The 23,157-nt window shown below is 58.8% G+C and carries 24 protein-coding genes, 1 tRNA gene and 2 pseudogenes; 13 read left to right on the top strand and 14 right to left on the bottom strand.

The window, feature by feature from the left end:
• Positions 1-81 precede the first annotated feature (81 nt).
• Together FHK92_RS00125 and FHK92_RS00120 are read right to left on the bottom strand one after the other, a co-directional pair.
• On the bottom strand, positions 82-561 hold the full coding sequence (locus FHK92_RS00125) for a MerR family transcriptional regulator (protein WP_181286227.1): 480 nt from the start codon (positions 559-561) through the stop codon (positions 82-84).
• 169 nt (positions 562-730) lie between these two features.
• Positions 731-1,300, bottom strand: coding sequence for a carboxymuconolactone decarboxylase family protein (locus tag FHK92_RS00120; RefSeq protein WP_181286226.1), 570 nt, complete (start codon positions 1,298-1,300; stop codon positions 731-733).
• Positions 1,301-1,373: 73 nt separating this feature from the next.
• On the opposite strand from FHK92_RS00120, the gene FHK92_RS00115 reads away from it, so the two are divergent.
• The gene (locus FHK92_RS00115) at positions 1,374-1,733 is read left to right on the top strand and encodes a winged helix-turn-helix transcriptional regulator (protein ID WP_258232525.1); all 360 of its coding nucleotides are present in this window, start codon (positions 1,374-1,376) and stop codon (positions 1,731-1,733) included.
• Here the strand turns inward: FHK92_RS00115 and FHK92_RS00110 are convergent.
• Positions 1,702-2,736: an aldo/keto reductase gene (locus tag FHK92_RS00110; RefSeq protein ID WP_181286225.1), complete on the bottom strand. Its 1,035-nt coding sequence runs from the start codon at positions 2,734-2,736 to the stop codon at positions 1,702-1,704. The genes FHK92_RS00115 and FHK92_RS00110 overlap by 32 nt on opposite strands.
• Positions 2,737-2,936: 200 nt before the next feature.
• Between FHK92_RS00110 and FHK92_RS00105 the strand changes: the two genes are divergently transcribed.
• Complete coding sequence (locus FHK92_RS00105; RefSeq protein WP_181286224.1) at positions 2,937-3,458, top strand: hypothetical protein; 522 nt, start codon at positions 2,937-2,939, stop codon at positions 3,456-3,458.
• Positions 3,459-3,570: 112 nt separating this feature from the next.
• On the opposite strand, the gene FHK92_RS00100 is transcribed toward FHK92_RS00105, so the two are convergent.
• On the bottom strand, positions 3,571-4,146 hold the full coding sequence (locus tag FHK92_RS00100; RefSeq protein ID WP_181286223.1) for a hypothetical protein: 576 nt from the start codon (positions 4,144-4,146) through the stop codon (positions 3,571-3,573).
• A 405-nt stretch (positions 4,147-4,551) separates the two neighbouring features.
• On the opposite strand from FHK92_RS00100, the gene FHK92_RS00095 reads away from it, so the two are divergent.
• On the top strand, positions 4,552-4,917 hold the full coding sequence (locus tag FHK92_RS00095) for a hypothetical protein (protein WP_181286222.1): 366 nt from the start codon (positions 4,552-4,554) through the stop codon (positions 4,915-4,917).
• Between the two features lie 212 nt (positions 4,918-5,129).
• On the opposite strand, the gene FHK92_RS00090 is transcribed toward FHK92_RS00095, so the two are convergent.
• The gene (locus FHK92_RS00090) at positions 5,130-5,522 is read right to left on the bottom strand and encodes a LysR substrate-binding domain-containing protein (protein ID WP_258232524.1); all 393 of its coding nucleotides are present in this window, start codon (positions 5,520-5,522) and stop codon (positions 5,130-5,132) included.
• Here FHK92_RS00090 and FHK92_RS00085 point away from each other — a divergent pair.
• Both FHK92_RS00085 and FHK92_RS00080 read left to right on the top strand, forming a co-directional pair.
• Positions 5,454-6,800: an asparagine synthetase B family protein gene (locus FHK92_RS00085; protein ID WP_258232523.1), complete on the top strand. Its 1,347-nt coding sequence runs from the start codon at positions 5,454-5,456 to the stop codon at positions 6,798-6,800. The genes FHK92_RS00090 and FHK92_RS00085 overlap by 69 nt on opposite strands.
• Before the next feature lie 54 nt (positions 6,801-6,854).
• Positions 6,855-7,749 (top strand): annotated as a pseudogene (locus FHK92_RS00080) (EamA family transporter).
• Between the two features lie 560 nt (positions 7,750-8,309).
• On the opposite strand, the gene FHK92_RS00075 reads toward FHK92_RS00080, so the two are convergent.
• From FHK92_RS00075 to FHK92_RS00050, 6 genes are all read right to left on the bottom strand, one after another.
• Positions 8,310-8,385: transfer RNA gene (locus FHK92_RS00075), tRNA-Gly, on the bottom strand.
• A 63-nt stretch (positions 8,386-8,448) separates the two neighbouring features.
• Entirely contained in the window at positions 8,449-9,009 is a 561-nt protein-coding gene (gene pgsA / locus FHK92_RS00070) for a CDP-diacylglycerol--glycerol-3-phosphate 3-phosphatidyltransferase (protein WP_181286221.1), read from the bottom strand.
• A gap of 32 nt (positions 9,010-9,041) precedes the next feature.
• The gene (uvrC, locus tag FHK92_RS00065; protein ID WP_181286220.1) at positions 9,042-10,865 is read right to left on the bottom strand and encodes an excinuclease ABC subunit UvrC; all 1,824 of its coding nucleotides are present in this window, start codon (positions 10,863-10,865) and stop codon (positions 9,042-9,044) included.
• A gap of 2 nt (positions 10,866-10,867) precedes the next feature.
• Positions 10,868-11,509 (bottom strand): response regulator transcription factor GacA, encoded by a 642-nt coding sequence (gacA, locus tag FHK92_RS00060; RefSeq protein ID WP_003200277.1) that lies wholly within the window; start codon positions 11,507-11,509, stop codon positions 10,868-10,870.
• A gap of 127 nt (positions 11,510-11,636) precedes the next feature.
• The gene (locus tag FHK92_RS00055) at positions 11,637-12,071 is read right to left on the bottom strand and encodes a GNAT family N-acetyltransferase (RefSeq protein ID WP_181286219.1); all 435 of its coding nucleotides are present in this window, start codon (positions 12,069-12,071) and stop codon (positions 11,637-11,639) included.
• 10 nt (positions 12,072-12,081) lie between these two features.
• Complete coding sequence (locus tag FHK92_RS00050) at positions 12,082-12,831, bottom strand: carbon-nitrogen hydrolase family protein (protein WP_181286218.1); 750 nt, start codon at positions 12,829-12,831, stop codon at positions 12,082-12,084.
• A gap of 154 nt (positions 12,832-12,985) precedes the next feature.
• Between FHK92_RS00050 and FHK92_RS27675 the strand changes: the two genes are divergently transcribed.
• Complete coding sequence (locus FHK92_RS27675; RefSeq protein ID WP_258232522.1) at positions 12,986-13,114, top strand: hypothetical protein; 129 nt, start codon at positions 12,986-12,988, stop codon at positions 13,112-13,114.
• A 332-nt stretch (positions 13,115-13,446) separates the two neighbouring features.
• Positions 13,447-14,517, top strand: coding sequence for a 3-deoxy-7-phosphoheptulonate synthase (locus FHK92_RS00045; RefSeq protein WP_181286217.1), 1,071 nt, complete (start codon positions 13,447-13,449; stop codon positions 14,515-14,517).
• A 24-nt stretch (positions 14,518-14,541) separates the two neighbouring features.
• Here FHK92_RS00045 and FHK92_RS00040 read toward each other — a convergent pair whose 3' ends face one another.
• Complete coding sequence (locus tag FHK92_RS00040) at positions 14,542-15,621, bottom strand: hypothetical protein (RefSeq protein ID WP_258232521.1); 1,080 nt, start codon at positions 15,619-15,621, stop codon at positions 14,542-14,544.
• 324 nt (positions 15,622-15,945) lie between these two features.
• Here FHK92_RS00040 and FHK92_RS00035 point away from each other — a divergent pair, with 324 nt between their 5' ends.
• The 6 genes from FHK92_RS00035 to FHK92_RS00010 all read left to right on the top strand — a co-directional run bounded on the left by FHK92_RS00035 (position 15,946) and on the right by FHK92_RS00010 (position 22,859).
• Positions 15,946-16,818, top strand: coding sequence for an esterase/lipase family protein (locus tag FHK92_RS00035; RefSeq protein ID WP_181286216.1), 873 nt, complete (start codon positions 15,946-15,948; stop codon positions 16,816-16,818).
• 74 nt (positions 16,819-16,892) lie between these two features.
• Complete coding sequence (locus FHK92_RS00030) at positions 16,893-17,174, top strand: peptidylprolyl isomerase (protein WP_181286215.1); 282 nt, start codon at positions 16,893-16,895, stop codon at positions 17,172-17,174.
• 129 nt (positions 17,175-17,303) lie between these two features.
• Entirely contained in the window at positions 17,304-19,172 is a 1,869-nt protein-coding gene (locus FHK92_RS00025; RefSeq protein ID WP_181286469.1) for an extracellular solute-binding protein, read from the top strand.
• Entirely contained in the window at positions 19,172-20,230 is a 1,059-nt protein-coding gene (locus FHK92_RS00020) for a microcin C ABC transporter permease YejB (protein WP_181286214.1), read from the top strand. Before FHK92_RS00025 ends, FHK92_RS00020 begins: the two co-directional genes overlap by 1 nt.
• Positions 20,230-21,252: an ABC transporter permease gene (locus FHK92_RS00015; protein ID WP_181286213.1), complete on the top strand. Its 1,023-nt coding sequence runs from the start codon at positions 20,230-20,232 to the stop codon at positions 21,250-21,252. The genes FHK92_RS00020 and FHK92_RS00015 overlap by 1 nt, the downstream gene beginning before the upstream one ends.
• 26 nt (positions 21,253-21,278) lie before the next feature.
• Positions 21,279-22,859 carry an ABC transporter ATP-binding protein gene (locus tag FHK92_RS00010; protein ID WP_181286212.1) on the top strand — a complete coding sequence of 527 codons (1,581 nt, stop codon included), beginning with the start codon at positions 21,279-21,281 and terminating at the stop codon, positions 22,857-22,859.
• A gap of 5 nt (positions 22,860-22,864) precedes the next feature.
• On the opposite strand, the gene FHK92_RS00005 is transcribed toward FHK92_RS00010, so the two are convergent.
• Both FHK92_RS00005 and FHK92_RS28075 read right to left on the bottom strand, forming a co-directional pair.
• A complete protein-coding gene (locus FHK92_RS00005; protein WP_375154592.1) occupies positions 22,865-23,110 on the bottom strand; it encodes a hypothetical protein in 246 nt (81 codons plus the stop codon).
• Positions 23,083-23,157 (bottom strand): annotated as a pseudogene (locus tag FHK92_RS28075) (methyl-accepting chemotaxis protein); the annotation flags it as partial. The gene FHK92_RS00005 and the pseudogene FHK92_RS28075, both read right to left, overlap by 28 nt.

Here is a 23,157-nt window from a genome sequence, read left to right as displayed (position 1 = left end):
CCCGTGCAAGCTCAGAGCGCACTTTATGCGCCGAAACCACTCGCCAGCCTGATCGGCGGACGCTGAAAACTTTTACGCCCGTCAGGCCCCAGAAGCCTGACGGGCATTTTTTCTCTTGGAGGATGCCGTCGCACGCTTGCCTGCAGGATGGACAACGCCTTCTTCGCGCAGTCGATTGATCAGCAACTGCGCGTTGTCAGCACACGCCATGCCTTCGGGCTTACCCTCGATGCCCTTGATGACGAGCAAAAGTTGCGCCTTGTTCTGCGCCAGCCGTTGCTGCAGTACGCCGATCTCCTCGACCTTTTGCTTGAGTCCACTGAGCAACTCATCGTGTTGCCAACCGCTGGCATTCATCGGCATCAGTTGGCGGATTTCCTCCAATGAGAAACCGGCCGCCTGTGCGCCGGTAATGAGTTCCAGAACCCACTCGGTTTCAGGCGCGTAATCCCGATAGCCATTGGATTTGCGCCCGACGGACTTGATCAGGCCGCTGGCTTCGTAGAACCGGATGCGTGACGGCGCCAACCCGCTGATTTTCGCCAGTTCGCCTATTCTCATAACAGCCTCTGAAAAATCCGTTGCCCTTGAAGTCGACTTTAAGCCTAAACCCAACTTCAAGGTCAAGCCGCTACGATGCGACGTGATGACCCGACCTCCCCCCGATCCACTGTGGGAGCGAGCTTGCTCGCGATGGCGTCAGTGACCGAAAAACCTCGACCAGAAGCGATCAATGCCCGGCTGTCTCGCCTCTGTGATATTCACTGAAGCTCGCTGCATTTTGCTCCAGCGGCAATGCGAGTCCATTCGCAATGTAGGAGACCGTCCGGTAAAAGCCCGCGAGCATCAGAACCTCCAGGATTTGATCGTCGTCGAAGTGTTTTCTGAGGTTCAAGAATGCTTCATCGCTCAACGTCGCTCGATCATGAAGCGCATCGACCGCGGTCAATAGAGCGGCCTCTTCGTCCTTCCACTGCCCTGGGCGAAGGGGATATTCCAATGTGCCGGCAATCTCTTCCTTGGAGAGCCCGGCGGCCTGTGCGAAGGCCATCACATGCACGCCCCACTCGTATTCACACCCTGTGCGAGCACACACCCTATCGATGACCAGTTCTCTCTGGCGAAGTGTCAGCAACGCGCCATCCAGCAGCGAGCCGCCCTTGAATTTACGCCACGCGCGATCACTGCTTGCGATGGTCGAGAATAGAACCAGTGGCGGTACTCCTACGCCCATTATCTTGTCGAAATCCGCCCTGACGTCGGCTGGGTAGGGTTCATTGAGTGCTTTGATTCGTGGCATCGCGTATCCTCTGCTATCAAATGTGTAGCAAGAATAGTCGCTACTGAATGTGTAGCAAACAAGGGTAATAACGATGGGTGATAACCAGGGCTGCGCTTCATCAATACTCAGGGGACGCCGGCCAATCATGGCGCTCCTGGACTTGCTCGGACAAAAATGGGCGCTGAGGGTCCTGTGGGAACTGCGCGATGGCGCGTTGAGTTCCAGGGCTTTGAGAAGTGCGGCGGGAGACATCTCTCCCACCGTGCTGCAAAGCAGAATCCACGAGCTGCGCGACGCGGGCATTGTCGAGCGAGTCGACGGCGGCTACAGCCTCACGCCACTTGGCTTGGAGCTATCCGAGGCATTCATGCCACTCTACCGGTTTGCGGGCAAATGGGCGGACTGCCTGGAAACTCGACTCATCGAACAACCCGGTTCATTGCATCAATGAGGTCTGCCTTACCGCCAGCAAGCGAAGGCGCTGAAGCAGCCACCTTATCGTGCGGGAATCCAAGGGGCATGGCGCTGGCAGCGTCCAGCTGTGCCAGTTGATCCGCCGTCAGTTGAACCTCGACGGACGCCAGGTTATCGGCCATCTGCTCCGGCGTGCGTGGACCAATAATCGGCAGTGTTCCCTTGGCCAGCACCCAGGCGATTGCGACCTGACCCGGTGTATGGCCGGTCTCTTCGGCGATCGCTAACACGGCATCCATCGTCGAGGTCTTGCGCTCGCTGTCCTCATCGTGGATCACCGTCCCCAACCCCTGAGCACGACCGGTTTCTCCTTTGCGGTATTTACCGGTCAGCAAACCACCGCCGAGCGGCGACCATCCGACGGTTCCCAGATTGAATGCCGCGGCCATCGGCAATAGTTCGCGTTCGGCCGAGCGCTCCACCAGGCTGTGCTCCAATTGCACCGCCGATATCGCCGACCAACCACGAAGCTCGGCCAGGGTGGCCGCCGTTGCCACACGCCAAGCCGGGAAGTTCGACAGTCCGCTATAGAGCACTTTGCCAGAGCGGATCAGGTCGTCCAGGCACCGCACAATTTCGTCGATAGGCGTTACGCCATCAGGCATATGCACCCACAAAAGATCAATGTGATCCGTCTTGAGGCGCTTGAGGCTGGCTTCCACCGAGCTGCGCATGGCTTTGCGGCTGTTGCCGGCGCGCAGGACGCCGGCACCGGGTGAATCACCCAGCGAGAATTTGGTCGCCAGCACCACTTCATCGCGCTCGGTCGCCATGAAATCGCCGAGCATGGATTCCGATTGGCCAAATTGATATTGATCGGCCGTATCGATGAAATTGCCCCCTGCTTCACGGTAACCGTCGTAGATTTTGCGGGCTTCGTCCAAGTCGGCCCCATAACCCCATCCTTTACCGAAATTGCCAGTACCCAGCGCGAGCGAAGAGACCCGCAGGCCGGTATTGCCGAAGATGCGATAACGCATGGCGGACTCCTTCAAGGCAGGAGGCTTCGGCGACCTGCGCTGGGTTGAGGGTGAATGAGCGCGCATGGAGTCTAGACGGCTTATCGAGGACTTGCTGCGATGGGCTGGCTACTGGTGGTGAATGGCTACAATCGGCCAAGAGCGGACGTAATGGCCTTTGTGTAGTATCTGCCTTTCTTTCCGCCTATATGAGATGCCTGATGTCTGGCCGCCAATCCCCATCTCCAGCAAGAGCTGCCCGAGACCTGCAAAATGCACGCTCGCTTTTGGGAAAGCACTTGAGCGAGCTGCTGCACGACCAATACTATTTCAACGACGAGAGACATTTGGGAGACATAGGTTCTCTGGAGTGGCGTTTTGGCGAGCGAGAAGTTTTGTCTATGTATCTCTTGAGTGATGGCGAGAGAGTAGGCGCGGACCGACTGCCGACTGATGCGCCCGCTTCCTTCGAGATAGAACCGAACGCGACCTGTTCCTGGAAGCGGGAAAACCTGCTTTCAGGTTTATCAGCAACCCACCTCGAGAACAAAAAAATTTGCGCAGTTGAGGGAATACTTGACTCTCTCTACGGGCAAGAGCCTTGGCTGGCTGGATTCAGAGTTACGTTCGAGACCGGTGACTCCTTGATCTACCTTAATCAAGGCGACGATGCCGTCGTATTGATTAATGCGCTACCGCCAGTAAGTGTTGGCCTTGAAACCCGCTTCGTTACCTTAATTTAATGACAGCTTTGGGTCGATTTCTACCCTTCGTGACAGGTAGAAATCGGCCAGAAGCAGCCAGTTGCGATCGGCTGCAAACGGTCAGCAACTTGCTGCTTGGCCATGGCAGAACTCAACTGCGCGATGACGATCTCCAACCCAGAAAGTTAGAAAATTCAAATAAAACCAGCATCCAAAGAACCATAGAGAGCAAAAAACACACAACGCTCGCCCCAATTATCAAAAATCTACTTTCCCACATCGCCTTAAACACATGATATGAGAAGTTAAAATCATTGTTTGGCAACGTTTGAAAAATAGGAAGTAACAAAAGCACTAGTATGAACACAATAGTCGCAATTCTTGACAAATAGCTTTTGCTCTCAACAGCCTGAAAAGCATGCATATGAAGACGGGTCAACGACATCACAATAGCAGCAACCCAAGACAACACAACCGCCATAGAAAAACTAACCATTACAACCAACCTATAACTTGACCCTTCACTAATGCTCCCAATATCCTTGTATCCAACCAAGATCATCTGCTGGACTAGCAACCACCTTCCTTCCTTAGCCGTATCTGGCACAACGGCGCTGACCATAACCAGTAAAAGCATAAGCAATACAACCACCAGCTTTGCCTGCCCGATACTGAAAACTGGAAAAAAAATACTTTCCCTGCTGCGCCCATAGCTATCATCGGACATAACCTAACCTCAGTTGATACCTGTGTGTTGTGATCGAGATATCAGATGCTAATGCGAGCGTAGACAAGAAAATTCCGGCAAGTAAAAAACGCTTAGATCAAAATGCTATCACGCATGTCGGGACGAAGAACTGTCGCTGTCAAAATTGTAGGGTTCATGAGTTGCACCTCTGGGAGTATCAAGGGTTTGCATCGCAAATAAGTGAGCAAACTTGCAAGAGAGACTCCACGAATGACCGCTTCGGGTCGGTAGCTGCCCTACGCCACAGACAGCTATCGGCCAAAAACTACCAGTCCCGAAACTGTTTTCAACTCAAAGCGGACTTTCAGATGGAGCCCGCTACGTAGCCTGGTTTAAGGTGAGTGTAAATTTGAATGGATTTCTCAAAGGAAGGACACGAAACCTATGGAAATCGCGTTTTCCCTAATCAGCGAGCGCTTGAACAATCGTCGATTCACAGTAGCGAACAACACCAAAGGGTTATCAGGTGCCGGCACGATATTTCAATACTTTGTCGAAGACGGTGCCATTACCAGCCGCTACCAAGGCGGACGGATCCGGACAGGAAACCAGGTGGGTCGCGTGACGGGCCCCGATACCATTGAACTTCTTTATCACTGCTTAACTACTAATGGTGAGCTTCTTGCGGGTTGGTCGCGCGGTACGGTGGGCGCCGACCCAGCTGGGCGCACGACTCTCCACTTCGTTTGGGGTTGGTTGTCCGGAGCGACTGGAGGCGGCGAGTCTGATTACGTCGAGCTTGTCGAGTAGCCAAAGGGCTTTACTCTGATTGGCAGATACTCATTGACTGGCTGCGAAGAGTGAACCTTGACGTGCTCGTCCATTCTCAGATTTAGGCACCAAACTGGCGGAGCGCTGGCGGGCGGCAGCTCAACCCTCCCCTCAATTGTAGCCTCCGCTATAGGTGACAGGCCCACCCGCTTTCACGCAAAAACCGTTCAATCAGCCTGTCGCGCACCCACTCACATATGCAAAGAAATGAAATCCACGAAACAGCGCAGCTTGGGCGTGATAAAGCGGTTCGGCGGCCACAGCACGCTGAAGTGAATGGTGCGGGTCACCTCCTGGGTCAGCACGGCCTGCAGTGCTCCGGATTCAAGGGCCTCCTTGACAGCGAATTCCGGCAGGCAGGCGATGCCCCGCCCTTCCATAGCGGCGTTGAAAAGCATGTCGATGTTGTTGCAGACCAGCACGGCTCGCAGGTCCTGAGTGCCGTTGTGGGACTTATCCGGTAGCGGCCAGCGCTCAAGCTTTCCGGTGGAAGGCACTCGGTATAACAGGCAGTCATGGTTTCTCAAGTCGCTGGCGTCCACCGGCGTACCCTGGGCCTGGAAATAGGCCGGGGCGCCCACCATGGCCTGCAAACCGAACAGTATTGGGATTGGGACTTTCCTACGAGCGACACGGCTGGCAGCAACCAGTCCGAGGCCCAGATGATCGAGTCCCTGCGCCATACCATTGAAGAGTCGGTACGTCTGCGACTGCACGCTGACGTACCGGTGGGCGTATGCCTGAGCGGCGGCCTCGATTCATCGGCCATGTTGGGGATCGCAACCGAGCTGACCGGCAAACCTCTAGAGGCGTTCCACCTGTCTTTCGAAGGCGCAGAAGGTTTTGACGAACGCCAGTACGCAGAAATAGCCGCCCAGCACAATCGGGCCAACCTGCATGTGTTGTCGGTCGACTCGTCCGACATGGCCGATAACTTCGAAAACGCCCTCTGGCATGCGGAGATGCCTTTCGCCAATGCCCACAGCGTCGCCAAATACCTGCTGTGCAAGTTTGTTCAGAAACAAGGCATGCGTGCTGTACTTACCGGTGAAGGCGCCGACGAGGTTTTCGGCGGTTATCCTCATTACCGACGCGATATGGTGCTCTACAACCATGAACATCAGGACCCGGGCGTCATCGCTGCATTGGCCAAACGCCTGCATGAAAGCGAAAACCGTTACCTGGAAGGCGGCACCGGCGGCGTTGACTGGGTACACAAGGAGCTAGGTCACGGGGTGTCGTGGCTCGAAACCCAGTCGGCGCTGTTTAGCCCGCTTGCGCAACTGTACAGCGATGACTTCCGTGAGCGTTTCTGTGACGTGGATGCCTATCGCCAGTTTTATGACCGTTTGAGCCCTAGAGCTCTCAATGGTTGGGAACCCGTGAACCGCTCGCTGTACATGGTCGCCAAATCCAGTCTGCCAAACGTGGTACTGACCTCCCTGGGTGATCGCATGGAAATGGCTGGCAGCCTGGAAGGTCGTCCGCCTCTGCTCGATCACCGAGTGATCGAAGCTGCGTGCCGTCTCCCAGTCTCGATGAAAGTCCGTGGCGCCACTGAGAAATACGCACTGCGTGAGGCTATGCGGCCATACGTTCCTCAAGCCGTGTATGACCGTAAGAAACAGTACTTCCGTGCACCACCTGCCGCCCAGAGCCCGCAGTCGAAACTGTATGAAATGATGCACGACGTACTCAACGGCCCGGCACTGAGCCAAGTTCCATTCTTCGACCCGGTCAAGGTTCGTGGCCTGCTGGCCATACTGCCTTCGCTATCACCGGCACAGCGTGCATCGGCAGATAACCTTCTGATGGAAATCACAGGGCTTTGCCTGATGCAGAAGCGGTTCGCATTGAACTGATTGAAATGCGGCATACCGTTATCACGGTATGCCGCTTAACGTGAGGCTAGTGACATGCAGAAAAAACATTTGGTGCTGGCGATATTGGTCACCCTGGTGTGGGGAGTTAATTTTCCAATTACCAAGCTGGGATTACGCTCGATCGATCCCTTTGTGTTAACGGGTATACGCTTTGCGCTCGCCGCCCTACCTTTGGTGTTCTTCATCAAGCGCCCCGCCATCCCGTTCCGCTATGTTGCCGCCTACGGCTTCATTTTTGGATTGGGTATGTGGGGCGTGATCAATTATGGCATTCAGGTCGGCGTCAGCCCCGGTATTGCTTCGCTGATCATCCAGCTCAGCGTGTTCTTCACCATGGGTTGGGGGGCGTTACTGTTCAAAGAGAAGCTTCGCGGTGCTCAGCTTCTCGGTGCGCTGCTGGCATTGGTTGGGTTGGGAGGCATCATTTCTATCCAGCAAGGGGAGCACGCGATACTTGGAGTATGCTGATTGTGCTAAGTGCCATCGCATGGAGCATCGGCAACGTCATTATCAAGAAATCCGGTGTCAAAGAAATCTGTTCATTTATGGTCTGGGCCAGTCTGTTTCCACCCATCCCGCTCTTCTTCATCGCCTGGCTCATGCAAGGTGCCGCGCCCTTTGAGAACCTGCAAAGCAGTCTCGACCTGACGGCTGTGCTATCGATTATTTCCAGGTTTATCTGGCCACACACTTTGCCTATTGGGGATGGAACTCGCTGTTGAAACTTTATCCTGTTTCAACAGTGGCACCGCTATCGTTGCTGATCCCGGTATTCGGCATCGGCAGTTCAATGCTGATTATCGGCGAACACATCTCGACACCGAACTTGATTTCAATTGCGATCATCATTTTGGGATTGGCAGTCGGCCTCTATCGTAAATCCCCTGGCACAATCAATGCCGCCCCGGCTGCGCAGTCAGGTCAATGAATTATTCACAGAAAGTCACAGTGCTGCCGGCAGCCGCAACATCTTATCGATCATGCGTGAAGACGTTGAGAAACGGAGCATCGACGGGCAGGGCTGGGAGAGGAACGTAACTGTTTTCGCGCTGATATTGTTAAGCGTTGGCTGTAGCGTTCGCGGGCTGGGCGAGGTTGGGCTGATCGTGGGTACCATCTTGGTTGCCCAGAGCTGGAGCTAATTATGGCGACGCAAAACGTTGTGCTCACCCCTCACCAGGAACATGCCGATAGCGCATATTGTGAGTCTCCTGAGTGGTGAGCTTAGACTACCGCCCTATCTCGCGGGACTTTGGTCGCCCGAACGCCCTCATGGGTCGGACAAAGGCGCATGGCACATGGTGTTTTACCGCGTGGTAAACGTCGGCGTGATTGAGGTCGTCCAACTTCTTCATGCCGCCACGGAAATGCAGCTGCCCACCAACCGTTGCTGACTGCTTTTAGGGAAGCGCGGCAAAAAAACAAAAAAAAGACTTTGCTTTGGACGAAAAAAATGGACCCCTTTTCAGAGATCCATTTTTAAATACTTGGAGCGGGAAACGAGACTCGAACTCGCGACCCCGACCTTGGCAAGGTCGTGCTCTACCAACTGAGCTATTCCCGCGTCTTGGTGTGGCGCATTCTATAGATTCCAAACACGCCGTCAACCCTTTGATTCAAAAAAGTTTTATTTCGGATCTACATCAGTCCGCAGGTGCGGCCAGGCGGCGCGCAGGTATTGGACCATCGACCACAGCGTCAGGCCAGCGGACACCAGCAGCAAGGCGTAGCCCAACAAGACCCAGAAGCTGAAATCCGAGGGATTCGCCAGCAAAATCACCAGGGCCAGCATTTGCGCGGCGGTTTTCCATTTGCCGAGGTTCGAGACGGCGACCTGGGCGCGGGCGCCCAGCTCGGCCATCCATTCGCGCAGGGCCGATACGACGATTTCGCGTCCGATGATCACCGCCGCCGGCAGGGTCAGCCAGAGGTTGCCGTGTTCTTGCACCAGCAGCACCAGGGCCACCGCGACCATCAGCTTGTCGGCCACCGGGTCGAGGAACGCGCCGAACGGCGTGCTTTGCTCCAGGCGGCGGGCCAGGTAGCCGTCGAGCCAATCCGTCGCGGCGGCGAAGGCGAATACCGAGGCGGAGGCCAAGTAGCTCCAGTGGTACGGCAAATAGAACAGCAAAATGAAGATCGGGATGAGTAGGACGCGTAGAACGGTAATCAGGTTTGGGATATTCATCGGCACAACTGGCTACGAGGTTGACGGGCATTCTACTCGCTATGCAGGTTTGCATAAATCGACTCTGCGAGCTTTTTACTGATACCGGGTGCTTTGGCTATTTCCTCGATGCTGGCACGAGACAGCTCCTGCAAGCCACCAAAATGTTTCAACAGATCACGCCGGCGCGTCGGCCCCACCCCTGCCACGCCTTCCAGCGTGGAAGTACGGCGGGTCTTGCCGCGACGGGCACGGTGGCCGGTGATAGCGAAACGGTGGGCTTCGTCGCGGATCTGCTGGATCAGGTGCAAGGCCGGCGAATCCCCTTTCAGGGTGAATTCATGGGCCGCGTCGTTCAGGTACAGGGTCTCGAAACCGGCCTTGCGCGTCGCGCCCTTGGCCACACCGAGCAGGATCAAGTCCGGGACCGCCAATTCGTTGAGCACGTCGCGGGCCATGGATAACTGGCCCTTGCCACCGTCCACCAGCAGGACGTCCGGCAGCTTGCCCTCCCCGTCCTTTATCTTGCCGAAGCGCCGCATCAGCGCCTGGTGCATGGCCGCGTAGTCATCGCCGGGGGTGACGCCTTCGATGTTGTAACGCCGGTAATCGGACTTGATCGGGCCTTCCGGGCCGAACACCACGCAGGAGGCAACGGTTGCCTCGCCGCTGGAATGGCTGATGTCGTAGCACTCAAGCCGCTGCGGTGGCTCGTCCAGATTCAGGACGTCAGCCAAGGCATCGAACCGTGCCGCAACGTGCTGGCGGTTGGCCAAACGCGCACCGAGGGCCTGCTCCGCGTTGGTCACGGCCAATTGTTGCCACCGCGCACGGGTTCCGCGCACACGATGGCTGATGGTCAGTTCGCGACCACGAAGCTTGTCGATGGCTTCGATCAGGGCCGGGAAGTCCTCATGGACCACGTTGACGATCAGTTCGCTGGGCAGGTCGCGTTCTGGGCTGCTGATGTAGTACTGGCCCAGGAAAGCGGCCATGACTTCGGACACGTCTTCCTCGATCCCTACTTGAGGGAAGAAGTTCTTGCTACCCAAAACCCGGCCGCCCCGCACGTTGATCAAATGCACACAGGCGCCGCCCGGGTTGATGAACGCTGCCACGATATCGACGTCGCCGCTGCCGCCTTCCATGCTTTGCTGATCCTGAACCCGGCGCAATAGTCCGATCTGGTCGCGGAGCTCCGCGGCGCGCTCGAATTCAAGGTTGACGGCGGCTTCTTCCATGGCGGCCGACAGTTCATCGGTCAGCGCATTGCTGCGTCCTTCCAGGAACATCACCGAGTGACGCACGTCCTCGGCATAGACTTCGGGCTCGACGAGCCCGACACATGGCGCCTTGCAGCGTTTGATCTGGTATTGCAGGCACGGTCGGGTACGGTTCTTGTAATAGCTGTCTTCACATTGGCGGACGAAGAAGGTCTTCTGCAGCAGACTCAGGCTTTCACGAATCGCGCCCGCACTAGGGTAAGGACCAAAGTACCGTCCCTTGGCCTTCTTGGCCCCGCGATGAATGCTCAGGCGTGGAAATGCGCCGTCGGACAAAAACACATACGGGTAGGATTTGTCGTCGCGCAGCAGGATGTTATAAGGCGGGCGCCACTCTTTGATCAGCGTCTGCTCGAGCAGCAACGCCTCGGTTTCGTTGGCCGTGATCGTCGTTTCGATTTGCGCGATGCGCCCCACCAGGGCGGCGGTCTTCGGAGCGAGGCCGGTCTTGCGGAAATAGCTGGCCAGGCGCTTCTTGAGGTTCTTGGCCTTGCCTACATAAAGCAGGCGCGCATCGCTGTCGAACATGCGGTACACGCCAGGGCGGCCGCTGCAGGTCGACAGGAAGGCACTTGGATCAAACTGTTCAGTCATTATCAGGCGCTGGCATCGACCATGCCATGACGCACCGCCAGCAGCGTCAACTCGACGTCACTGCTGATCGAAAGCTTTTCGAAGATACGGTAACGGTAGGTATTGACGGTCTTGGGCGACAGGCAGAGTTTGTCGGAGATGATCTGGACTTTCTGGCAGCCGACAATCATCAAGGCAATCTGGATTTCCCGCTCGGAGAGCGCATCGAAAGGCGAATCGTTGGTCGGCTGGAATGACTTGATCGCCAATTGCTGGGCGATCTGCGGGCTGATGTAGCGCTGCCCGGCAAACACCAGGCGGATCGCCTGGACCATCTCGTTCAGGCCGGCGCCCTTGGTGAGGTAGCCCGCCGCGCCTGCCTGCAACAACCGGGTCGGGAATGGATCTTCCTCACACACCGTCACCGCAACGACCTTGATATCAGGATGGCTGCGCAGCAATTTACGCGTGGCTTCAAGGCCGCCGATGCCCGGCATCTTGACGTCCATCAGCACCACGTCGGGTTTCAATTCACGCGCCTTGATCAGGGATTCTTCCCCGGACTCGGCCTGGCCAACTACCTGCAGGCCGTCGATGTCAGCCAGCATCCGTGTAATGCCCGTACGGACGAGATCATGGTCATCGACCACTAACACCCTAATCAAGCAGACACCTCACGATTTTGGTCTTGTATGGGTTGCCCCACACCTTAGCAAAAAAGCACTCGGCAGACCTAGCGCAAACGGGCAGATAAAAGTTACAACACATCTTCTCAACCCGACACTCAAAGCCTCAAGCACCTACGTCTCGCTGCATCCTCAGGAAACACTCGTCTTCGCCGACCACCACCAGCCCCATGCGCTCATAAAGGGCCCTGGCCGGATTATCCTTAAAGACCGTCAGGCGCAATGCCGGTCGATGTTCAAGTGCCACCATTGCCCAGACCTGTCCGATCGCCCAGGTTCCGGCGCCCTGCCGACGAAATGCCTGATCTATTTGAAGCTCTCGGATATACAAGGCGCGAGCGTCGCGGCTAAGGCTGACGAAACCCAGCGCCTGGTCATCACGGTGGATGATCCAGTTCTGGCGGATAACCCAGGCAAGGTCGAACGCCTCGTCCTGCCACAGCAAATCATGGCGCAGATAGTAGGGAAGCATGTTGCGGCAAGTCAGTTGCCGGGCAAATTCGATGTCGCCGACCTCAGCCGCACGCCATTGGAAATTCATGGAAACCTCATCAAAGCGACACGACCTGCCCAGCCCAGCCATTGTCACGCCGACGGACGATAACCAACTGTTCGCCAACACCTGGCGCCGCCACGATCAGCGAACCGTCCGGCCCCCAGATCGCGCTGCGACCGGCTGACTCCCAGCCCCCGGTGGCGCCACCATGATTGGCCATCAGGACCGTCATGGCGTGTTGCCGCGCGTAACCTTGTAGCAGCGCCGTATCCGGTACGTAGCCACCGTCGGTGATCAACACGCCCGCCGCATACACCGTGGCGCCCCGCTCCGCGGCTGCGGCGGCATGGCTGGCGTGGGAAAAATCGGCACATACCGCCCAGGCGACGCGATCCGTCCCCATGTCCATCAACGAACCGCCATGACCAGGCGCAAAGGCCACCTCTTCGCCAGGGTGCAGGTGCTGTTTGCTATAAACCCCAAGGGAGCCATCCGCCCCCAGGACCAATGCGCCGATTATCACGGGCGCGCCTGCCGACAGGCGAATCGGCATGCCGACCACCGTGGTCAAACGCAACGCCTGCGCCAGGTCGCGCAGCGGCTGCAATATCGCGTCGTCAGGCAATATCGCCAACTGCGCGGCCAGACCTCGCTCATAACCGGTGAGTGACAACTCGGGAAACACCAGCATTTGCACGTGCTGCTCGGCAGCGGCCTGCATGAAAGATTCATGACGCGAAAGATTGGCACTGACGTCCCCGGCAATGGAGATGGCCTGTGCAGCAGCAAAGACTGAAGCGTTCATGGGTCGTCCGAAAGGGTCAGCACAACGCTGGAGTTTGTCATAAAGTCCGCCGTACTCAAGCGAGGCGAATGTTTTTAAACGGTCAATAGAATTTTCTTATTGAACGGCTGCGTCGCGCTCTAGTAAGCTCGGGACCATTCATCGGAGACAGACCATGTTCAACGCCCTCTCACCAGTTCAACCTGCCAGCGCCCTGCGCTCGGTTGCGGCTGCCTGGGCGAACAACGTGCAGACTCCGGTCAGCTTTTATTTTGGGTATTGGTTTAGCCACTGGCGCGCCTGATACCCAAACGGCGCCCATGACAAACGGGTCGCCTTCCAGAGTTTTCCAAACCCCCGGTCGGCCTCCCGACCGGGGGTTTTGTTTTTTCAGGCCCCAGACATTCGCAGCACCAGACAACTTGAGGATTGAGCCATGAACTACGCCACTTATTACCGTTACGACAGTTTTTCCGCCTGGCGATTTACCAGCCACCGCTCGGGACAGCCTGCCGCCTCCGATCGGTCACCTACCGGTGGCATGCCTACGTTGCGGGCCATTGTGGCCAATTGTCGAACACCCCAATAGGGCCGGCGCGCGGGACTGAACCCGCTGCCCGCCCAGGAAGCCAGATCATGAATTCGTCCGTCTCCGCTTTGCCGCTGTCCACGCTCAACCCTGCCAATGAAGCCCTGACCCTGCGCTTGCCAAGCGCGTTGCAGCTCAAGCATCAATTGCCACTTGATGTGGCGTTGAGTCACCAAGTCGGTGTCCATCGCCAAGCGATCCGCGCAATCCTCAATGGCGAGGATTCCCGCCTGTTGGTCATCGTCGGCCCTTGCTCCATCCACGACCCGAAATCCGCCCTCGAATACGCCGCCAACCTCGCCCGTCTTGCCCATGAGGTGAGCGACAGCATGCTGCTGGTGATGCGTGCCTACGTCGAAAAGCCGCGCACCACTGTCGGTTGGAAAGGCCTGGCCTACGACCCTCACCTCGACGGCAGTGACGACATGGCCGCCGGCCTCGGCCTGTCCCGGGAATTGATGCGTGAAATGCTGCGACTCGGGCTGCCCGTCGCCACGGAGTTGTTGCAGCCCATGGCTGCCGGTTACTTCGACGACCTGCTGAGCTGGGTGGCCATCGGCGCCCGTACCACCGAATCGCAGATTCACCGGGAGATGGCCAGCGGCCTGGGCATGCCGGTAGGTTTCAAGAATGGTACGGATGGCGGCGTCGGCATCGCCTGTGACGCCATGCGCTCCGCCGCCCATCCTCATCGGCATTTCGGCGTCGATAGCCAGGGACATCCGGCGATCATCCAGACCCCGGGCAACCCCGACACTCATCTGGTGCTGCGCGGCGGCCATCGCGGTCCGAACTATGATCGCCAGAGCGTGGCCCAGATACACGACGACCTGGCTCGCCTCAAGATCCCGACCCGCATCATGGTCGATTGCAGCCACGCCAACAGCGGCAAGGACCCACTGCGCCAACCCCAGGTATTCAACGAAGTATTGGAACAACGGGTGCATGGCAATCACGCCCTCATCGGCATGATGCTCGAAAGCCATCTGTTCGAGGGCTGCCAGCCATTGGGCCCGGCGATGCGCTACGGGGTGTCAGTCACCGATGGGTGCCTTGGCTGGGAATCCACCGAGCAACTGTTGCGCCAGGCTCACTGCAGGTTGCAAGCGCTGGCGTGAACGCCTTGAACAATCGGCAAGCCCTCATTCGGCGTGGGGCTTGCCACCGCCAGGCAGCCCGGAACGAACCTGAAGGGTCACGGTCGCAGACCGCTGGCTGACATCATCCAGGCGCTCGATCTGATAAAAGAAACAGACCGCACGGTCGCGTTGATCGCGCCAATAAGCGGCGGGCACCTTGAAGACCACCGTCTGGCCTGCCGTCGCCTCGGTAATCGAACATTCGCGGACGGTGAAATAAGTGCCATCGCACTGAAACCAGACCAGTTCCCCCGCCTCCAATCCAACCCCGTCGATGACCACTGTCGCCGCGTCATCAAGCGCATCGACATCAAGCCAACCGTCATGGGCCTCCAGGATGACCGGCGCCTTCAGCGCAGGGCGTACCAGCGGACCTATACGGATCGACAACGATTCCGCCCGGCGCACCAGAAGCCCTCGCCTGACGACATAGGTCAAGCTCAGCGAGCCCCCGAGATGGGGAGCGATATTGGAGTGTTCAATCCAGAACGACACTTCACGTCCCACCGCATAGGCTTCGATATCGAGTTCATCGCGCCATAACGGCTTCGAATCACGGCTGGCAATGAGGAGGATTCGATCGCCTGCCGCCATCCTTGAATACGGCCGCACAGTGACCTGCGTGCCCTCAGGCACTCGCCCTGGATCGAGACTCCCACCCACTGCATCGTTGGCGATGGGCGGCAACAAATGCGTCGGTACATCGCCAATCACCAACGGCAAGGGGTCCGAAACCAGTCCGGCCGGCAGTTGCTTGCTGGTTACCCGATATGAGAGTTCCAACGAGCCACCCTCCAACTCGGCAAGGTGAGGTTCGCGCACGACAAAAACGACATCGCGCCCTACCTGTCGTCTCGTGACAAACCGGCGGACTTCATGGCGGTACGGTTCGCCGTCGTTATTGAGGCCATGCCAACGCAACAGCAGTTCATCGCCACAAGCCATCATCGGGTACGGCACGACCGTGACGACAACCTTGCTCCAGGCGGGATCGATCGCGCCGCCTTGGGCCTTTGCCAGTAAAGGTGCCGGCAGCTTGTGCGGCGAACGCCTTGTTTTGGGAACAGATGATTCAACGGTCATATCCTGGCTCCAGTCCTTGGACAAAGGCACCGTCTGATGTGACGGCGCCGGATGAAGCCATTGAAATTCCTTGTGCCCAGCCGGGCAATCAGACAACACGACGCGCAGCGTGGTCCCAGGCAACTGAGGTTGTAGCCTCGAAGCGCGCCCGCTATCAGACCCATCTCTACGTCCTAGGCCTCATCCCGCCTCGCAAGAAACTTCTCATGTTCTTTATTCCGGTTTCCGCAGCTAGCAGCGGTCTTGTCCTACACCGCCCGCTCACCGCGTCGATTAGAGTGGCGCTGGCAACACAACATGAACCTCTTCGAAAAAGGTATGAACATGCAACGGAATGCAACTACGCGCTTTCCCATCTTATTGGTCCATGGTTTGTTCGGGTTCGACAGAGTTGGGCAATCCGAACTTTTCCAGGGCATCAAAGAAGCCCTACGTACGGCCGGCGCCCGAGTGTTCATCCCGTACGTATCCGTCACGCACTGCAATGAGGCCCGTGGCGAGCAGCTATTGGCGCAGATTGACCGGGTCCTTGATGGAACCGGCGCCGCCAGGGTCAACCTGATCGGTCACGGCCAAGGCGCGCTGGCCGCCCGCTACGCTGCGGCGCTGGCACCGGACATTGTCGCCTCGGTCACTTCGGTCAACGGGCCCAATCAAGGTTCGGAACTCGCCGATTTCCTGCGCAAGGCGTTGACCCCAGGTCGTCTGCCGGAGCATGTCGCGAGTCGAGTCGCGACGCTTTTTGCCGACTTCATTTCAGCGCTCAGCGGCCAGGCACAGCTCCCGCGACACGCCATTGCGGCGCTGGCAGCGCTGACCACCGAAGGCGTGGGCGCGTTCAATGACAAGTATCCTCAAGGCCTGCCCCGTAACTGGGGAGGCAACGGTGCGCAAGAGGTTAACGGTGTGCGCTATTACTCGTGGAGCGGCACGGTGCGAGACACCGGTGATAACGCCGCGGATCCCATGCGCGGTTTCTGCCGCGCCTTCTCCGAATATTTCATCACCGAGGCTGGGCAGAACGACGGCATCGTCGGACGCTTCAGCTCACACCTGGGCAAGGTCATCCGCTCCGACTACCCGATGGACCACTTGGACGCGATCAACCAATCGGTCGGCGGCGAACGGTGCAAGGGAACCGATCCGGTGGACCTCTACCTGAAGCACGCCGAGCGCCTGCGAATCGTCGGGCTTTGACGCATTTTTGACAACAAACCCGTACCAATTCCGGTAGGCTGACCACTTTTAAAGACATTGAAAGGATTTTTCCCATGGCCAAAGCCACTGCCCGCCACATCCTGGTTTCCAGCGAAGACAAGTGCAACGAACTCAAGGCCCAGATCGAAGGCGGCGCCGATTTCGCTGAAATCGCCAAGGCCAACTCCACCTGCCCATCCAGCCGTCAGGGCGGCGACCTGGGTTCGTTCGGTCCAGGCCAGATGGTCAAGGAATTCGACACCGTGGTCTTTAGCGCACCCATCAATGTGGTCCAAGGCCCGGTCAAGACCCAGTTCGGCTATCACCTGCTGGAAGTGACCAGCCGCCAGGACTGATCCCGGTTTATCTACATGACGGCCCGCCTTTTGGTGGGCCGTCATGTTTGGGTAATGCGAGGGGCTGGCGATCGGCACGTCGCTCGCGTACAAATCGTGGTCATCGATCACTCGGCGTTAAGGCTGACAATGCGACTGGCGTTTCCCTCCTGGCTGTTCTCCGCCGTGCTCCTGCTGACAGGCGCCGCAACGGTGAATGCCACTCCCCAACATGCCCTGACCGTTTATGGCGAACCGGCCAAGTACGCCGAAGGCTTCGGTCATTTCGCCTATGCCAATCCGCAGGCCCCGAAGGGTGGCACCATGCGCCGCTCAGCCATGGAGATCGGCCATTTCGACCATGTACTGCCTTATATCGACAAAGGCATCGGCGTCAGCCAGGTCGATGGCATGCTCTATTCGCCGCTGGCTCAGCGCTCGCTGGACGAGCCCTATACCGTCTACGGGCTGGTTGCCGAGAAAATGGAACGCGCCGAGGACGGCCTGTCGATACGTTTCTACCTTAATCCCAAGGCACGTTTTGCCGATGGCAAGCCCATCACCGCGCAAGATGTGCGCTACAGCTTCAATCTGCTGATGACCCAGGGCAGCCTGCGCTATCGCACCCAATTCGCTGCCGTCAAAGGGGTCGAGGTGGAATCGGAACGCACCGTTCGCTTCGACTTCAAGAACAACGAAAGCCGCACCCTCCCCCTGGACATCGCCACCCTGCCGGTTTTCCCCGAGCACTGGTGGAAAACCCGCGACTTCGCCAACGGCGGCGGCTACGAGCCGCCTCTTGGCAGCGGTCCTTACCGGGTGAGCAAGGTCGACTCGGGCCGCAGCATCACCTTCGAGCGCAACGCCGACTGGTGGGGCAAGGATCTGCCAGTCAGCCGCGGCCTTTACAATTTCGACCACTTCAGCATCGAGTACTTCGGTGATACCGACGTGGCCCGACAGGTCCTGCGCGGCGGCGCGTACGACTACAACCGTGAGTTCTCCGCCACCGGCTACTCCATTGGCTACGACAGCCCGGCCCTGCGCGACGGTCGCCTGCAAAAGGCCCATCTCGCCACCGAAGCACCTCAGCCGGCCCAGGGCTTCGTGTTCAATCTGCAACGACCACAGTTCCAGGACCGCCGCGTACGCCAGGCGCTGGCGATGCTCTGGGATTTCGAGTGGAGCAATCGCCAGATGATGCGCAACCTCTACGTGCGTCAACAGAGCTATTTCTCCAACACCGACCTCGCCGCCCGGCAACTGCCCGACGCAGGCGAACTGGCGATCCTGGAGCCATTGCGCGGCAAGGTGCCCGACGAAGTCTTCACCCAGGTTTTCGAGGCGCCGAAAACCGACGGCACCGGCATCATCCGTGACAAGCAACTGCAAGCCCTGGCCCTGTTGGAACAGGCCGGCTGGAAACCTGATGGTGATCGCCTGGTGAATGCCGAGGGTGAGGCCCTGAGCTTCACTTTCCTGGTGACCCAGAACGGGATCGATCGCCTCCTGCTTCCCTATAAGCGGACCCTGGCGCAGATCGGCATCGACATGAATATCCGGCGCATCGACTCGTCCCAGTACGTCAACCGCCTGATGAGCCGCGACTACGACATGATCATCACCGGTTACCCCGTAAGCACTTCGCCGGGCACGGAGCTGTACAACTACTTTGGCTCGGCGGCGGCCACCGACCCCGGCGCGAACAACTACATGGTCTTGCAGAATCCCGCCGTGGACGCGCTCATCGATGGGCTGGTCAGGGCCACTACCCAAAGCGACATGCTCCGCCATGCCCATGCGCTGGACCGCGTCCTGCAGTGGAACTACTACTGGATTCCCAACTATTACCCGCCCGGCAGCTCCACCGTGTGGTGGAATCGCTTCGGTATGCCGAAAGTCCAAGCGAGCAATGACGAAGCCATCGAGAGCTGGTGGGAAGTCAGCACCACGCCGCTGACCAACGAGCAGATGACCGCCGAACGCATCAAGCGCGGCTCACCTGGAGGGCATCACTGATGTGGGCTTACATTGCGCGGCGCCTGCTGCTGATCATTCCCACGCTGGTGATTATCCTGCTGGTGAACTTCGTCATCGTCCAGGCAGCACCGGGCGGACCGGTGGAACAGGCGATCGCTCATCTGCAGGGCATCGGCGGCGCCAGCGTCGGCAGTTCGGGCAATGCCATGACCGGCAGCTCCCGCGCCAGCCGTGGGCTAGACCCGCAACTGATCAAGGACATCGAGAAACAGTACGGCTTCGACAAGCCCGCCCACGAACGTTTGTGGTTGATGCTCACCAGCTACGCTCGCCTGGACTTCGGCAAGAGCTTTTTCCGCGGCGCCACGGTCACCGACCTGATCCTGGAAAAGATGCCAGTGACGATTTCCCTTGGGCTCTGGGCGACGCTGATCACCTACCTGGTGTCGATCCCCCTGGGCATTCGCAAAGCCGTGCATCACGGTTCGGCCTTCGATGTGTGGAGCAGCACCGCGATCATCATCGGCTACGCCATGCCGGCGTTCCTCTTCGCGATGTTCCTGATCGTCGTGTTCGCTGGCGGCACCTCGCTCAATTGGTTCCCGGTGCGCGGTCTGGTCTCGGACAACTTCGAGTCCTTGTCGACGTTGGGCAAGGTCGCCGATTACTTCTGGCACTTGGTGCTGCCGGTCACGTCGCTGGTGATCGGCGGCTTCGCCACCCTGACGATCCTCACCAAGAACTCGTTCCTCAACGAGATCACCCGCCAATACGTAGTCACCGCGCGGGCCAAGGGCATGAGCGAACGCCGAGTGCTGTACGGCCACGTGTTCCGCAACGCGATGCTGCTGGTGGTGTCGGGCATTCCCCAGGCATTCATCAGCGTGTTCTTCGCCGGCTCGTTGCTGATCGAGGTGATCTTCTCCCTCGACGGCCTGGGGCGCATGAGCTATGAAGCCGCCGTGTCCCGGGACTATCCGGTGGTGTTTGGCTCGCTGTTCATCTTCACGCTGTTCGGCCTGCTGATCAAACTCATCGGCGACCTCTGCTACACCCTGGTGGACCCGCGCATCGACTTCGCCGCGAGGAACGCCTGATGTTCAAGCTTTCCCCGTTGGGTCGCCGCCGTTTCGAGCGCTTCAAGAAGAACCGTCGTGGCTGGTGGTCACTGTGGTTGTTCATCGGCCTGTTCATCCTGACGTTGGGCGGTGAACTGATCGCCAACGACAAGCCCCTGATGGTGAGCTACGAGGACTCGCTGTACTTCCCGGTGTTCAAGCGCCACACCGAACAGGAATTTGGCGGCCAGTTGCCGTTCCAGGCCGACTATCGCAGCAGTTATGTCCAGGACCTGATTCACAGGGGCGGCGGCTGGCTGCTGTTCCCGCCCATTCCATTCAGCGATGACACGCCCAACTACGACCTCAATCAACCGGCGCCAAGCCCGCCGTCGAGCGTCAATTGGCTGGGCACCGACGACCAGGCCCGGGACGTCATGGCGCGGGTCATCTTTGGTGCGCGGGTGTCGATCCTGTTCGCCCTGGCCTTGACCGCCATCAGCGCGTTGATTGGTATCGCGGCCGGGGCCTTGCAGGGTTATTACGGCGGCTGGGTGGACCTGCTCGGGCAACGCCTGCTGGAAGTCTGGTCGGGGCTGCCGGTGCTCTATTTGCTGATCATCCTGTCCGGTTTCGTCGAGCCGAACTTCTGGTGGCTGTTGGGGATCATGGCGCTGTTTTCCTGGTTGGCCCTGGTGGATGTGGTACGCGCCGAGTTCCTGCGCGGGCGCAATCTCGAATACGTCAAAGCCGCCAGGGCCCTGGGCCTGAGCGACCGCAAGGTCATCGTGCGGCACATCCTGCCCAATGCGATGAACGCCACGCTGAGCTACCTACCCTTTATTCTCACCGGGGCGATTTCCACACTGACAGCCCTGGACTTCCTCGGTTTCGGCATGCCGGCCGGCAGCGCATCCCTGGGAGAGCTGATCGCCCAGGGCAAGCAGAACCTGCAAGCGCCGTGGCTGGGGCTGACGGCGTTTTTCACCTTGGCGCTGATTCTTTCTCTATTGGTGTTTATCGGTGAAGCGTTGCGAGACGCGTTCGACCCTCGGTCTTGACCCACTATCATGAGCGGAACCTTGAGATGAGCGACAACCTGATCGAAATTCGCGAACTGAGTGTGGCCTTCAATGACCAGAAGGTGGTGCGCAACCTGTGCCTGGACATTCGTCCCGGCGAGTGCCTGGCGCTGGTGGGCGAGTCGGGCTCCGGCAAGTCGGTCACCGCGCATTCGATCCTGCAACTGCTGCCGGAAAACGGCACGCGCACCACCGGCAGCATTCGCTATCGCGGCGAAGAGCTAGTGGGCGCCGAGGCCAAGACGCTGCGCGAGTTGCGCGGCAACCGGATCGCCATGATCTTCCAGGAGCCGATGACGTCGCTAAACCCGCTGCACAGCGTTGAAAAGCAGATCGGCGAAACCTTGATGCTGCATCGTGGCCTGGGCGGCAAGGCCGCGCGCCAGCGAATCCTGGAACTGCTGGCCCTGGTTGGCATCCAGAAACCCGCCGAACGACTCAAGGCTTATCCGCATCAACTTTCCGGCGGCCAGCGCCAGCGCGTCATGATCGCCATGGCCCTGGCTTGCGAACCGGAACTGTTGATTGCCGACGAACCGACCACCGCCCTGGACGTAACCGTGCAGCGCAAGATCCTGCTGCTGCTCAAGTCTCTGCAGCAACGGCTTGGCATGTCCCTGCTGCTGATCAGCCACGACCTCAACCTGGTGCGCAGCATCGCTCAACGGGTGTGCGTGATGAAGGCCGGGGAAATCGTCGAGCAGGCGCCGTGCGAGACGCTGTTCAGCGCACCGAAACACCCCTATAGCTGCGAGCTGCTGCACGCCGAACCGGAAGGCGAAGCCCTGCCTAGGGATGAACGCGAAGAAGTCCTGCAGGTCGAGGATCTGCGGGTCAGCTTCCCGCTCGGCGGCGGATTGTTCCGGCGCAAGGAGTACCTGCGCGCCGTGGACGGCATCAGCCTGAGCATCCAGCGCGGCAAGACCCTGGGCATCGTCGGCGAGTCCGGCTCCGGCAAATCCACGCTCGGCCAGGCGATCCTGCGGCTGATCGAATCCGAAGGCAGCATCCGCTTCCAGGGCCACGCGCTGGATCATCTGTCGCACAAAGAGCTGCGGCCCTGGCGCAAACAGATGCAAATCGTTTTCCAGGACCCATTCGGCAGCCTCAGCCCGCGCATGTCGGTGCAACAAATCATCAGCGAAGGACTGGAAGTCCACAGCCCGTCCAGCGCCGCGCAATGCGAAGCCCAGGTGATCCAGGCGCTCAAGGAAGTCGGCCTCGATCCGCAGAGCCGGCATCGCTATCCCCATGAGTTTTCCGGCGGCCAGCGTCAGCGCATCGCAATCGCCCGGGCGCTGGTGCTCAAGCCAGCATTGATCCTGCTGGACGAACCCACCTCCGCCCTCGACCGCACCGTGCAGAAACAAGTGGTCGCCCTGCTCCGCGACCTTCAGCAAAAGCACGGCCTGACTTACCTGTTCATCAGCCACGACCTGGCGGTGGTGCGCGCCCTGGCCCACGACATGCTGGTGATCAAGGACGGCAAAGTAGTCGAGCAAGGCGCCAGTCATGACGTGTTCGATTCACCCCAGCATCCGTATACCAAGGAGTTGTTGGCGGCTGCGCATCCTGGGTCAGCCTGACGCGATCAGGCATCGCCTCGCTGATCCATGGCGTGGGCAAACTCGCCAATCACCTCGACCACCTGCTGCGCGCCGCGATGAATGTCCAGGATCACCGTGCCCGCCTGATTCGCCAGCTTCACGCCCTGCTCTGCCTTGAGCGTACTGGACTGCATACTGATCACCGCCTGCCGGGCCAGCTCGCGGTTCTTGCCGACCACATCGGAGATGGCCACGGTGGCTTGGCTGGTGCGTCGGGCCAGGTTGCGCACCTCATCGGCGACCACCGCGAAACCACGCCCCTGCTCCCCGGCCCGGG

Source organism: Pseudomonas brassicacearum subsp. neoaurantiaca (assembly GCF_013608025.1).
GTDB lineage: Bacteria > Pseudomonadota > Gammaproteobacteria > Pseudomonadales > Pseudomonadaceae > Aquipseudomonas.
The sequence above is the reverse complement of the archived record's forward strand: the minus strand, read 5'-3'. Positions and strand labels throughout refer to the sequence as shown.

What these genes read in the sequence shown, in the direction of transcription:
- FHK92_RS00055 (WP_181286219.1), bottom strand. Translation starts at nt 12,071, where the DNA reads ATGAATTTCCAATGGCGTGCGGCTGAGGTCGGCGACATCGAATTTGCC.
- FHK92_RS00050 (WP_181286218.1), bottom strand. Translation starts at nt 12,831, where the DNA reads ATGAACGCTTCAGTCTTTGCTGCTGCACAGGCCATCTCCATTGCCGGG.
- FHK92_RS00015 (WP_181286213.1), top strand. Translation starts at nt 20,230, where the DNA reads ATGTTCAAGCTTTCCCCGTTGGGTCGCCGCCGTTTCGAGCGCTTCAAG.
- FHK92_RS00125 (WP_181286227.1), bottom strand. Translation starts at nt 561, where the DNA reads ATGAGAATAGGCGAACTGGCGAAAATCAGCGGGTTGGCGCCGTCACGC.
- FHK92_RS00035 (WP_181286216.1), top strand. Translation starts at nt 15,946, where the DNA reads ATGCAACGGAATGCAACTACGCGCTTTCCCATCTTATTGGTCCATGGT.
- FHK92_RS00095 (WP_181286222.1), top strand. Translation starts at nt 4,552, where the DNA reads ATGGAAATCGCGTTTTCCCTAATCAGCGAGCGCTTGAACAATCGTCGA.
- uvrC (WP_181286220.1), bottom strand. Translation starts at nt 10,865, where the DNA reads ATGACTGAACAGTTTGATCCAAGTGCCTTCCTGTCGACCTGCAGCGGC.
- pgsA (WP_181286221.1), bottom strand. Translation starts at nt 9,009, where the DNA reads ATGAATATCCCAAACCTGATTACCGTTCTACGCGTCCTACTCATCCCG.
- FHK92_RS00030 (WP_181286215.1), top strand. Translation starts at nt 16,893, where the DNA reads ATGGCCAAAGCCACTGCCCGCCACATCCTGGTTTCCAGCGAAGACAAG.
- FHK92_RS00090 (WP_258232524.1), bottom strand. Translation starts at nt 5,522, where the DNA reads ATGGTGGGCGCCCCGGCCTATTTCCAGGCCCAGGGTACGCCGGTGGAC.
- FHK92_RS27675 (WP_258232522.1), top strand. Translation starts at nt 12,986, where the DNA reads ATGTTCAACGCCCTCTCACCAGTTCAACCTGCCAGCGCCCTGCGCTCG.
- FHK92_RS00115 (WP_258232525.1), top strand. Translation starts at nt 1,374, where the DNA reads ATGGGTGATAACCAGGGCTGCGCTTCATCAATACTCAGGGGACGCCGG.
- FHK92_RS00100 (WP_181286223.1), bottom strand. Translation starts at nt 4,146, where the DNA reads ATGTCCGATGATAGCTATGGGCGCAGCAGGGAAAGTATTTTTTTTCCA.
- FHK92_RS00040 (WP_258232521.1), bottom strand. Translation starts at nt 15,621, where the DNA reads ATGACCGTTGAATCATCTGTTCCCAAAACAAGGCGTTCGCCGCACAAG.
- FHK92_RS00105 (WP_181286224.1), top strand. Translation starts at nt 2,937, where the DNA reads ATGTCTGGCCGCCAATCCCCATCTCCAGCAAGAGCTGCCCGAGACCTG.
- FHK92_RS00045 (WP_181286217.1), top strand. Translation starts at nt 13,447, where the DNA reads ATGAATTCGTCCGTCTCCGCTTTGCCGCTGTCCACGCTCAACCCTGCC.
- FHK92_RS00010 (WP_181286212.1), top strand. Translation starts at nt 21,279, where the DNA reads ATGAGCGACAACCTGATCGAAATTCGCGAACTGAGTGTGGCCTTCAAT.
- FHK92_RS00025 (WP_181286469.1), top strand. Translation starts at nt 17,304, where the DNA reads ATGCGACTGGCGTTTCCCTCCTGGCTGTTCTCCGCCGTGCTCCTGCTG.
- FHK92_RS00020 (WP_181286214.1), top strand. Translation starts at nt 19,172, where the DNA reads ATGTGGGCTTACATTGCGCGGCGCCTGCTGCTGATCATTCCCACGCTG.
- FHK92_RS00120 (WP_181286226.1), bottom strand. Translation starts at nt 1,300, where the DNA reads ATGCCACGAATCAAAGCACTCAATGAACCCTACCCAGCCGACGTCAGG.
- FHK92_RS00110 (WP_181286225.1), bottom strand. Translation starts at nt 2,736, where the DNA reads ATGCGTTATCGCATCTTCGGCAATACCGGCCTGCGGGTCTCTTCGCTC.
- FHK92_RS00085 (WP_258232523.1), top strand. Translation starts at nt 5,454, where the DNA reads ATGGTTTCTCAAGTCGCTGGCGTCCACCGGCGTACCCTGGGCCTGGAA.